The 12,255-nt window shown below is 28.3% G+C and carries 12 protein-coding genes and 1 riboswitch; all 12 genes read left to right on the top strand.

The window, feature by feature from the left end; translation table 11 throughout:
- Positions 1-65: 65 nt before the first annotated feature.
- A complete protein-coding gene (locus tag VN21_RS04235) occupies positions 66-1,574 on the top strand; it encodes a DUF1846 domain-containing protein (protein ID WP_046822196.1) in 1,509 nt (502 codons plus the stop codon).
- A gap of 73 nt (positions 1,575-1,647) precedes the next feature.
- The gene (dinB, locus tag VN21_RS04230; protein WP_046822195.1) at positions 1,648-2,733 is read left to right on the top strand and encodes a DNA polymerase IV; all 1,086 of its coding nucleotides are present in this window, start codon (positions 1,648-1,650) and stop codon (positions 2,731-2,733) included.
- Positions 2,734-2,872: 139 nt separating this feature from the next.
- Positions 2,873-4,270, top strand: a complete 1,398-nt coding sequence (locus VN21_RS04225; RefSeq protein ID WP_046822194.1) for an MATE family efflux transporter — start codon at positions 2,873-2,875, stop codon at positions 4,268-4,270.
- Positions 4,271-4,389: 119 nt separating this feature from the next.
- Complete coding sequence (locus VN21_RS04220; RefSeq protein ID WP_046822193.1) at positions 4,390-5,103, top strand: phosphatase; 714 nt, start codon at positions 4,390-4,392, stop codon at positions 5,101-5,103.
- Between the two features lie 101 nt (positions 5,104-5,204).
- Positions 5,205-6,434: a 30S ribosomal protein S1 gene (locus VN21_RS04215; RefSeq protein ID WP_046822192.1), complete on the top strand. Its 1,230-nt coding sequence runs from the start codon at positions 5,205-5,207 to the stop codon at positions 6,432-6,434.
- Positions 6,435-6,573: 139 nt separating this feature from the next.
- A riboswitch (TPP riboswitch) is annotated at positions 6,574-6,685 on the top strand.
- A 72-nt stretch (positions 6,686-6,757) separates the two neighbouring features.
- Positions 6,758-6,952, top strand: a complete 195-nt coding sequence (thiS, locus tag VN21_RS04210; protein ID WP_046822191.1) for a sulfur carrier protein ThiS — start codon at positions 6,758-6,760, stop codon at positions 6,950-6,952.
- A gap of 1 nt (position 6,953) precedes the next feature.
- A complete protein-coding gene (gene thiF, locus VN21_RS04205) occupies positions 6,954-7,757 on the top strand; it encodes a sulfur carrier protein ThiS adenylyltransferase ThiF (protein WP_046822190.1) in 804 nt (267 codons plus the stop codon).
- A gap of 12 nt (positions 7,758-7,769) precedes the next feature.
- Entirely contained in the window at positions 7,770-8,546 is a 777-nt protein-coding gene (locus VN21_RS04200; RefSeq protein ID WP_046822189.1) for a thiazole synthase, read from the top strand.
- 2 nt (positions 8,547-8,548) lie between these two features.
- Positions 8,549-9,664: a 2-iminoacetate synthase ThiH gene (gene thiH, locus VN21_RS04195; RefSeq protein ID WP_046822188.1), complete on the top strand. Its 1,116-nt coding sequence runs from the start codon at positions 8,549-8,551 to the stop codon at positions 9,662-9,664.
- On the top strand, positions 9,652-10,239 hold the full coding sequence (locus tag VN21_RS04190; RefSeq protein ID WP_046822187.1) for a thiamine phosphate synthase: 588 nt from the start codon (positions 9,652-9,654) through the stop codon (positions 10,237-10,239). Before thiH ends, VN21_RS04190 begins: the two co-directional genes overlap by 13 nt.
- A gap of 166 nt (positions 10,240-10,405) precedes the next feature.
- Positions 10,406-11,719 carry an aminotransferase class V-fold PLP-dependent enzyme gene (locus VN21_RS04185; protein ID WP_046822186.1) on the top strand — a complete coding sequence of 438 codons (1,314 nt, stop codon included), beginning with the start codon at positions 10,406-10,408 and terminating at the stop codon, positions 11,717-11,719.
- A gap of 53 nt (positions 11,720-11,772) precedes the next feature.
- Entirely contained in the window at positions 11,773-12,225 is a 453-nt protein-coding gene (locus tag VN21_RS04180) for a DUF2383 domain-containing protein (protein ID WP_052951972.1), read from the top strand.
- The last annotated feature ends 30 nt before the right edge of the window (positions 12,226-12,255 follow it).

Here is a 12,255-nt window from a genome sequence, read left to right as displayed (position 1 = left end):
TTTAATTTTAATTTATTTTTTGAAAAATATCTACTAAATTTACAATTTATCTAGGAGGAAGAACAATGAAAATAGGATTTGATCACAAAAAGTATTTAGAAGAGCAGTCTAAATATATCTTAGAGAGAGTTAATAACTATGATAAGTTATACTTAGAGTTCGGTGGGAAGTTAATGTTTGATCTTCACGCTAAAAGAGTTTTACCAGGATTTGATGAAAATGCAAAAATAAAAGTATTACAAAACTTAAAAGATAAACTAGAAGTTGTAATATGTGTTTATGCAGGTGACATAGAAAGAAATAAAATAAGAGGAGACTTTGGTATCACTTATGATATGGAAGTTTTAAGATTAATAGATGATTTAAGAGCATATGAACTAGATGTTAACAGCGTTGTTATAACAAGATTTGAAGGACAACCTGCAACAACAGTTTTTATAAATAAATTAGAGCGTAGAGGTATAAAAGTATATAAACATGCTCCAACAAAAGGATACCCAAGTGATGTAGATACTATAGTTAGTGATGAAGGATATGGAGCTAACCCATATATAGAAACAACTAAGCCTATAGTAGTAGTAACAGCACCAGGTCCAAACAGTGGAAAATTAGGAACTTGTTTAAGTCAGTTATACCATGAAAATAAAAGAGGAAATGAAGTTGGATATTCTAAATTTGAAACATTCCCAGTGTGGAATGTTCCATTAAAACATCCTTTAAATATAGCATATGAAGCTGCAACAGTAGACTTAAAAGATGTTAATATGATAGACTCATTCCACCTTGAAAAATATGGACAAATGTCAGTTAACTATAATAGAGATTTAGAATTATTCCCTGTTTTAAAGAAAATAATAGAAAAAATAACAGGAAAAGAATCTGTTTACCAATCTCCAACAGATATGGGTGTTAACAGAGTAGGATATGGAATAGTGGATGATGAAGTAGTTCAAGAAGCTTCAAGACAAGAGATAATAAGAAGATACTTCAAAACAGCTTGTGAATATAAAAAAGGACAAGTTGATAAAGGTGCTTACGATAGAATTAAACTTATAATGGAAGAATTAAATTTAAAGCCAGAAGATAGAAAAGTTGTAATACCAGCTAGAGAATATAGTGCTAAATTAAAGGAAGTTTCAAATACTCCTAACGATATATGTCCAGTAGTTGCATTAGAACTTAATGATGGAACTATACTTACAGGAAAAGCTTCAGAAACTATGAATTCAACAGCTGCAGCAGTTTTAAATGCTATAAAACATTTTGCAAATATAAATGATGATATGCACTTAATATCACCTGTAGTTTTAGAACCAATTATAAACTTAAAAGCAAATACTTTAGGTAATAGAAATGTTGCTTTAAGTTGTGAAGAAATTTTAACAGCATTAAGTATATGTGCAGTTACAAATCCAACAGCTCAAGCAGCTATGGAAAAATTAAGTATGTTAAAGGGTGCTCAAGCACATTCAACTACTATGCTAAGTGTAAATGATGAACAAACATTTAGAAAATTAGGGGTAGATACAACTTCTGATGCAGAATATCCATCAGCTAATTTATATCAAAATTAATTACAGATATATAACCGTATTGTAAAATTACAATGCGGTTTTTTTATGAATATTTAAATAAGGAGGTACTTTAATGGACAGTGAAAGAAAAATAATTCATATAGATATGGATGCATTTTATGCATCTGTAGAGCAAAGAGATAATCCTAAGTTAAAGGGAAAACCAGTTATAGTTGGAGGAAGTCCAGAAGGAAGAGGAGTAGTTGCTACATGCTCATATGAAGCGCGAATATTTGGAATACATTCAGCTATGCCATCTAGTGTAGCTTATGTACGTTGTCCTCATGTAATTTTTGTACCTCCAAGATTTGAAGTATATCAAAAAATATCATATCAAATAAGGGAAATATTTAAAAGATATACCGACATAATAGAGCCTTTATCTTTAGATGAGGCTTATTTAGATGTAACTATAAATAAAAAAGGAATAAAATATGCAACTACAATTGCAAAACAAATAAAAGAAGATATAAAAAATGAAATAGGAATAACAGCATCTGCAGGTGTATCTTATAATAAATTTTTAGCCAAAATTGCATCAGATTATAAAAAACCTAATGGTCTTACAGTTATAACTCCAGATAAAGCTCAGGAATTTATAGATAATCTACCTATTAATAAATTTTTTGGAATTGGGAAGGTAACTTCTAAGACTTTAAAAATTATGGGGATAAAAAAAGGTTATGATCTAAGGAATATGAATTTAATTGAGCTAGAGCAGATATTTAAGAAAAAAGGATATGATATGTATAATTTTGCTCGAGGTATAGATCATAGACCAGTTCAAATTAGTAGGGAAAGGAAATCTGTAGGAGCAGAAAGTACTTTTATTTCTAATGTATACTTTGATTCTGATGAATTAAATGAACATATAAAAGATGTTGTAAAAGATGTATGCAAGAGATTAGAGTATACTAATAAATGTGGAAAGACTATAACTATTAAAATAAAATATGCAGACTTCAAGCAAGTTACAAAAAGAAGAACATTAGAATCTCCAATATATACATATGATGATATATTAAAAAACACAAATATTTTAATAGAGAAAGTAAAGAATAAAGAAAGGCAAATTAGATTAATTGGAGTAACTATGTCTAATTTAATAGATTGTAAAAAAGAAGAATATAATAATATATCATTGTTTGATAAACTGTAAAATAGGTATATATATATTTGAAAAATATTGAAAAATAGTAAATTCATTAACAAACTTAAATATTTTAAAGTTAAATATTTAAGTTTGTTAATGAATATGATATTATATAAAATAATAAATTTAAAAATGGAGGTTGATTATGGGGAAACAAACGACAGATTTAGGTAAAGGTAGTGTTGGAAAACTACTATTTCAATTAGCCTTACCTGCTATAATAGCTCAGTTAGTTAATGTTTTATACAATATAGTTGATAGAATTTTCATAGGTAGAATGCCTAATGGCGAGCTGGCAATGGCTGGTGTTGGAGTAGCATTTCCAATAATAATGATTGTATCAGCATTTAGTGCATTAGTAGGTATGGGGGGAGCTCCATTAGCTGCTATAAAAATGGGGGAAAAAGATAATGATGGCGCAGAAAAAATAATGACTAACAGTTTTTCTACACTAGTAATAATAGCAATTATATTAACTGTATCTCTTTTAATTTTTAAAGAAAATATACTTTGGGCTTTTGGAGCAAGTAAAGATACAATAGGGTATGCAAATGATTATATTGGTATATATCTTATAGGAACTTTATTTGTGCAAATTGGTTTAGGGCTAAATCCTTTTATAAACACTCAAGGTTTTGCTAAAACAGGTATGATAACAGTATTAATCGGAGCAATAATAAACATAGTACTGGATCCAATTTTAATATTTGGATTTAATATGGGTGTTAAAGGGGCAGCCTTAGCAACTATAAGTGCACAGTTTGTTTCTGCAGTATGGGTTTTATTATTCTTAGTCGGAAAGAAAAGTATTCTTAAGATAAGAAAGAAATATATAGTTCCAAATTTAAAAGTTATTGAACCTATTTTACTTTTAGGAATATCACCATTTATAATGCAAGCAACTGAAAGTTTAGTAATTATATCTATGAATAACAATCTTGCTAAATATGGTGGAGATTTAGCTATAGGTGCAATGACTATAATGAGTAGTGTTATGCAAATAATATTACTACCTATGATGGGATTAACTCAAGGGGCACAACCTATAATAAGTTTTAACTATGGAGCGGATAAGTTAGATAGAGTTAGAAAAACATTTAAACTATTATTAGTAAGCTGTTTAGTTTACACAACTATAATGTGGGGAGCTATAATGATATTCCCACAAGTATTTGTATCTATATTTAATAGTAATCCTCAACTTGTAGAAATAACTGTATGGAGTATGAGAATTTACTTTGCGGGAATACTATTATTTGGAGCACAAATTGCTTGTCAGCAAACATTCCTTGCTTTAGGTCAAGCAAAAATATCTATGATATTAGCTTTACTTAGAAAGATAATATTATTGATACCATTGATATTTATATTACCAATATTCTTTGAAAATAAATTACAAGGTGTATTAACAGCAGAGCCAGTTGCAGATATAACTGCAGCAATTGTAACAATAATATGCTTTAGTGTATTTTACAAAAAAACTTTATCTATAGATCATTCAATACAACCAACAGTAGAAATTGCTAAAACTAAAGATGAGTAATTTAAAAAGCTATGGTAAATAAAATTTACCATAGCTTTAAATTTATATAAATTTATTATATACATATAACTAAAGGGTATATAATAATAAGAGATAGTTAAAACATAGGAGGATTAAATATGAATGCAATTATAGATTTACACTGCCATACTATTGCAAGTGGACATGCATATAGCACACTTAAAGAAAACATAGATGAAGCCAAATTAAAAGGGCTAAAGTATGTAGGTGTATCAGACCATGCTCCTAATATGCCTGGAAGTACACATCCTTTTTATTTTGGGAATTTAGGTGTTATAAAAGAAGAAATAAATGGAGTTAAAGTGTTAAAAGGAATAGAAGCTAATATAATGGATTTTGATGGTAATATAGATATTCCAAGTGATGTAGTTGGAATATTAGACTATGTTATTGCTAGCTTCCATCCACCATGCATAAATCCTGGAAACATACATGAAAATACAAAAGCAATATTAAATGTAATGGAAAATAAAGAGGTGAAAATAATAGGACATTTAGATGATAGTAGATATCCTGTTGATTATGAAAAAGTTGTATTAAAAGCGAAGGAAAATAATACTTTACTAGAGATAAACAACTCTTCATTAAGAACTAATAGCTTTAGAGTTGGAGCAATAGAAAATGCTAAAGTTTTATTAAATCTTTGCAAAAAACATGATGTTAAGGTTATTTTAGGTAGTGACGCACATATATACTATCAGGTTGGTAATTTTGAAAATTGTACAAAAATACTAGAAGAAGTAAATTTCCCAGGAAATTTAGTGGTGAATTTTAACGAAGAATATATAAAAGAATATTTTTTTGGAAAGTAAAAACAATTAATAATATCAAATAATATATCGTTAGTGATATAATAGTATATGATTAAATACAAAAATTATATAAACGTTTACATAGGAAGGGATGAAGTTTAATGGAGAACAATCAAACTATGCAAGAACTTTTAGAGCAACAAGAAAAAGAAATGAGTAGTATAAAAATAGGTCAGACAGTAAGCGGAAAAATAACTAAAGTATTATATGATGAATTACATTTAGAATTAAATTATGGATTTGAAGGAATTATATCTATATCTGAACTTATATTAGCTAAAGATGAAACAATAGAAGATAAGTATAGTGTTGGACAAGAAATAAGTGGAGAAATAACTAAGATAAATCGTAAAGATGGAACAATGTATTTATCAGCTAAAAAGGCTGTTATTGAATCTACTAGAAAAGAGCTAAAAGAAGCTTTAGATAATCATACTATATTAACTGTTCATGTAGAAAGAAGCATTGAAAAAGGACTATTTGCAAGTTATAAAACAGAAACTGTATTTATACCGTTATCTCAAATAGATGTTACATTTGTAAACAATACAGCTGCATATGTAGGACGTGATTTAGAAGTTTACATGATAGAAATGGATTTAAGAAGAAATAGAATAGTTGCATCTCATAGAGAAGTTGCTCATGAAAGAGTAGAAGCTGAAAAAGCAGCTAAAAGAGCACAAATGAAAGCTGATAGAGAAGCTGAAAGAGCTAGAGTTAAACAAGCTAAAGAAGATTTATTTAACTCTCTTGAAGTAGGACAAAAAAGAGCTGGTAAAGTAAGTAAAATAATGAATTATGGAGCATTCATAGATTTAGGTGGAGTAGAAGGATTAGCACATATAAATGAATTAGCTTGGCATAGAGTAGAATCAGTTGAAGATGTAGTAAAAGAAGGTCAAGAAGTAGATGTATATGTTATAAAAATAGATAAAGAAAATAAAAAAGTAGGACTAGCTATAAAAGACATAAACAATGATCCATGGAATTCTGTAAGAGAAGAAATGCAAGTTGGAGATATTGTTAATGTTAAAGTTTTAAAACTAATAGAAAGAGGAGCTTTTGTAGAAGTTAAACTTGGTGTAGAAGCATTCTTACCAATATCTCAATTAAGCGAAGAGAGAGTTATGAAAGTATCTAATGTTGTTAATGTTGGAGATACAATAGATGTTATGATAATAGATATAAAAAATAAAGATAAGAGAATGGTTGTATCATTAAAAGAAGCTACAAAAGAACCTGAAGAAGATTACTCTGAATTTTTAGAAGTAGAAGAGTCATTAGGATCATTAGGAGATTTATTTAAAGATAAATTCAAAGATTTAAAATAAAATAGACGATAAAAATAGTATCTAGTATTAACTAGATACTATTTTTTACGCATAAAATAAAAGTACACATAAAAATACATACATTAACTTTCTATTGAATATAAAAAAATACTATGATATACTCAACTTGTAAAAATGAATAAAAGGCTAGGGGAGCTATGATTGGATAGTTGAGAAGTAAAGCCGTAACTTTCAGACCCTAAAAACCTGATCAAGGTAATTCTTGCGTAGGGAAGCTTAATATAGTTAATAAGCATTATTTTTGATGCATATGAAAGCGTTCTCTAAAAAGAGGGCGCTTTTTTATATTTAAGGAGGAATATATGAAGGTAAATGGGAAAGAGATTTATTTAAAACCTAATACTACAATTTTAAACTTATTAGAAGAACTAAAACTTAAAGTTGATAATGTTGTTGTAGAAGTTAATCTAGATATCATTGAAAATCATCAATATAGCTCATATATATTAAAGTCAGATGATATTGTAGAAGTTATAAGATTTGTAGGAGGGGGGTAAAGTGAAACTGTTTATAAATGAAACTTTAGAAACTTTAAATGAGAATGAAGTAAGTATTAATTTGATAAAAGACAGATTTAAAAAGAATGCAGATGTAGTTATATTAAATGGATATCCTATTTTAGAAAATAAACTTTTAAAAGATGGAGATAGAGTTACCTTAATAAAAAAAGGAGAAACTCCTACATTTGAGGAGCTAGAAAGTTTAATGGTATCAAGGCATACTCCAAATATCCATGCTAGTTTGAAAAAAGGTAAAGTCGTTGTTTTAGGACTTGGAGGTCTTGGTTCTAATATCGCTATATCACTTGCAAGAATAGGAGTAGGACATCTAATATTAGCAGACTTTGATGTAGTTGAACCATCTAACTTAAATAGGCAACAATACTTTATAAGTGATATAGGTAAGTACAAAACCGATGCAATTAAAAATCATATAAAAAATATAAATCCATTTATAAAAATAGATACTGTAAATAAAATTATAGATTCATCAAATATAAATGAATTTGAGGATGTAGATATTATAATGGAGGCATTTGATAGTCCTAAATACAAAGCTGAAATTGCAAGTTTTGTATTAAAGAATATGAAAAATAAATACCTTATTTCATCATCTGGAATGGCAGGTTTTTATGATTCTAACATAATAAAAACAAGAAAGATAAAAGATAAATTTTTTATATGTGGAGATGAAGTAAGTGAAGCAAAAGAAGGGGATGGACTTATGGCACCTAGAGTATCTATTTGTGCAAACCATATGGCCAATCTAGCTACAAAGATATTGATAGAATATATAAAATAGAGGGGGATAAAAATGGATAAATTAGTATTAGGAGGACATGAATTTAACAGCAGACTATTAATAGGAACGGGTAAATATGGCTCAAATGAGATTTTGCCAAAAGTTATAGAATCAAGTGAAAGTGAGATTATAACTGTAGCATTAAGAAGAGTTGATTTAGATAATAAAGATGAAAATATTATAAGTCATATTCCAAAAAAAATTACTATACTACCAAATACTTCAGGTGCAACAAATCATGTTGAAGCAGTTAGAATTGCTAGGATAGCTAGGAAAATGGGATGTGGAAATTTCATAAAAATAGAAGTGATAAGTGATTCTAAGTATTTATTACCAGACAACGAAGAAACTATAAAAGCTACTAAAATTTTGGCAGATGAAGGATTTATAGTATTACCGTATATGACACCAGATTTATATGCAGGAAAAAAACTTGTAGAAGCTGGAGCAGCAGCAGTTATGCCATTAGGAGCACCAATTGGATCTAATATGGGACTTAAGATGAAAGAAATGATAAAAATTATGATTGATGAAATAGATATACCTATAATCGTTGATGCAGGAATAGGGAAGCCTTCTCAAGCCATGGAAGCTATGGAAATGGGAGCAGCTGCAGTATTAGTAAATACTGCAATATCTAGTGCTCAAGATTCAGTAAAAATGGCAAATGCATTTAAACTAGCTGTCGAAGGTGGAAGAGAAGCATATCTAGCTAAGGTTGGGAGAGTTACAAATTATGCAAATGCATCATCACCTTTAACAGGATTTTTAAGCGAGGTAGGTGTTTAGGATTGAGTTTTTACAAAGTTGTAGATTCATATAAAGATTTTAATATAAATTCTTATTTGGAAAATGTAAGTGATGAAGATGTTTTAAGAAGTATACAAAAGGACAGTTTAGATGAATATGACTTATTAAATTTACTATCAAAAACAGCAACTAAGTATCTTGAACTAATGGCCCAAAAGGCAAATGAAATAACAAATAGATACTTTGGAAAAACTATACTTTTATATACACCTATGTACATTTCAAATTTTTGTGTAAATAAATGCGTATACTGTGGTTACAATATAGAGTCTGGTATAAAGAGAAAAAAACTAAATGTAGATGAGATATATAATGAAGGATTAGCTATATCTAAAGATGGATTTAAACATTTACTAATTTTAACAGGTGAAAGTAAAATTCATTCAGATGTAAAATATATAGGACATGCTGTTTCTGTTTTAAGTGATATATTTCCTTCTATAACAATAGAGGTTTATCCAATGGATGAGGACGAATATAGATACCTATATGAAAAAGGAGTTGAAGGTATCACTGTATATCAAGAAACATACAATGAAAAAATATATAAAAATGTTCACTTAAAAGGACCTAAATCTAATTATAAATATAGATTAGATGCTCCAGAGAGAGCTGCAAAATCTGGGATGAGAAGTATATCTATAGGAGCTTTATTAGGACTTAATGATTTTAGAGAAGAAACTTTTTTTACTTTAATGCATGGAAAATACATAAGAAATAAATATCCTCAAGTTGATGTGTCATACTCAATACCTAGAATAAGACCTTTTAAAGGGTGTTATGAAAATCTTATAGAAGTTAGTGATAAGGATTTAGTACAAGTTATGATGGTTATGAGATTGTTTGATAATCAAGGGGGAATAAATTTATCTACTAGAGAAAGTTTAAGTTTAAGAAAAAATTTAATTCCTCTTGGAGTTACAAAACTAAGTGCGGGAGTATCTACTAATGTTGGCGGACATTCATCAGATGGAGAGGGAACAGAACAATTTGAAATAAGTGATGAAAGTAGTGTATTACAAATAAAAAAAATGCTTAATGATATAGGGTACCAACAAATATTTAAAGACTGGGAAAGATTTCAATGTACCTTATAACTAACAGACATTTATGTAATGAGAAAAGATATTTAGAAGTATTAGAGGAATCATCTTTTAATGGTATTGAAAATATTATATTAAGAGAAAAAGATTTAAAGAATGATGAGTTAAAAAAACTGTATTTTAAAACTAGAGAACGTGTAAATAAAGAAACTAAAATTATAATAAATGGTAATTATGAAATTTTAAATTTAGTAGATGCTGATGGCATACACATGCCGTTTGATATGTTTAATAAATTAAAATATAAACTTGAATATAAAGAAAAGATTATAGGCGTATCTACACATAGTATAGAAGAGATTATCGAGGTGAAAAAATATTCAGTTTCGTATTTAATATTTTCACATATATATGAAACTAAGTGTAAATTAAATTTAAAGCCAAAAGGAATAAGTTTACTAAAGCAAGCTCAAAGTGAATTAAATGGATATGATATAAAGTTAATAGCACTAGGAGGTATTTTACCAAATAATGTGAAAGAAACTTTGAATTACTGTGATGATATCGCAGTTATGTCTAGTATTATGGAATCAGATAATGTAAAAGATACAATTAAAAGTTTTTTATAAATACGCTATCCTAAAACCATTGAATAAATGGGTATAGGATAGTCTTTTTACGTTTGAAATTTACATGCAATAGATAGAATGAAAGCACATTATGAACTAATTTTGAATACTATTAATGAAGAGTTAATATAAATATTTTTAAATTTGTTTTTTAGGGGGAAAATAAATGTATAGAAAAGAAGTCAATTATAGACCTATGTTTGATGGAGTAGATTTAACCATAAAACTAGGAGATGGAGCATATGCAACACCTATATGCTTTGACAATGGAGCGACAACACCTCCTTTTAAATGTGTAGACAGAGAAATTTTTAAACATATGCAAATGTATGGATCTATAGGTAGAGGTAAGGGGCCAAAATCAGAGTATTCAAACAGAGTTTATGAAAAATGTAGAGATTATGTTAAGGAATATTTTAACTTAAAAGATGATGATCGATATACTGTAATATTTACTAAAAATACAACCGAAGGAATAAACTTATTAGCAAATGCATTGATAAATAGCAAATATGATAAGGTTATTACTACAAGAATGGAACATCATGCTAATGATCTACCATGGAGGTACAATGCAAATGTTATTTATATAGATGTAGATGATCAAGGAAAATTAAAATTAGATGATATAGAAGAACAATTAATTAAAAATAGAGGAGAAGTTAAATTTATAAGTGTAACTGGAGCATCTAATGTAACAGGATACGTAAATCCAATACATCATATAGCAAAACTAGCACATAAGTATGGAGCCAAAATTATTGTTGACGCAGCGCAATTAGCTCCTCATAGAGAAATCAATATGAAAGGAACCGGAAATAATGACTCTATAGATTTTTTAGTATTATCTGCACATAAAATGTATGCACCATATGGAACTGGAGTAGTTGTTGGGCTGAAATCATATTTAGAAGATAAAGAACCATTTTTAAAAGGTGGAGGAGCTGTAGACTTAGTTTTTGATTATGATATTTATTGGAGTGAATTACCATCAAGATTTGAAGCGGGAACTCCTAACTATTTAGGCGTTGTAGCTTTGTACACAGCTATGAACAAATTAAAAGAAATTGGATTTGACAAAATTCAAGAACATGAAGAACTTTTAAAAAATAGGCTTATCAAAGGGCTTGAAGATATTGATAGAGTAGTACTTTATGGAGACTCAAATGACAAAGATAGATTAGGAGTTATAACTTTTAATGTAGACGGTATAAATTTTGATTCAGTAGCCGATAGATTATCTTATATTAGAGGAATTGCTGTAAGACAAGGAGCATTTTGTGCACACACTTATGTAAGAAGATTACTTGGGATAGGTGACCTAGAAGCTCAAAAACTATTAAATAGAGATTGTAAAGCAGCTGGTATGGTTAGAGCTAGTTTAGGGCTTTACAATACAACTGAAGAAGTTGATGAATTTTTAAATACTATGGAATTTATGATAAATAGATGCAGACACTTTGAAAATAATATATTTTAATTTATGTGAATAATATAAATCTTTGGTAGAAAACTAAGGATGAGGTGATAATTATGGATAAACATGATGAACTTATAAAAGAGTTAAATAAGTTTTTAAGAGGAATTCATATGGGAGCAGACACATTTAGAGTTTATCAAGATAAAGCTGAAAATAAAGAATTGAAAAGTGAACTTACAAAAAGTATGGTAATATTTAGAGAACAAGACCAAAAAGTAAGCTCATATATAAAGCAACTTGGTGGAGAGCCTGCAACTTCATTAGGTGTAGCTGGAGAGATGGCGAGTATATTTGAAAAATTAAAGGATATGTTTATAGATAATGATAAGGAATTAATTAAACATACTATAAATGCTATTGATATGGGAATAGAAGGTGGAAACAATTTATTGCATTCATACAAAGATGAACACTTAGATAAAAGTATATTCCAACATTTAAATGAAATGGTAAGTCAATATAAGGTTATAAAAAATAAATTTGAAATAATGTACAAATCACTTTAATAAAAAGCTTGATTATATTTTATATAATCA

The sequence above is a fragment of the Paraclostridium benzoelyticum genome, assembly GCF_001006285.1.
Taxonomy (GTDB): domain Bacteria; phylum Bacillota; class Clostridia; order Peptostreptococcales; family Peptostreptococcaceae; genus Paraclostridium; species Paraclostridium benzoelyticum.
The sequence above is the reverse complement of the archived record's forward strand: the minus strand, read 5'-3'. Positions and strand labels throughout refer to the sequence as shown.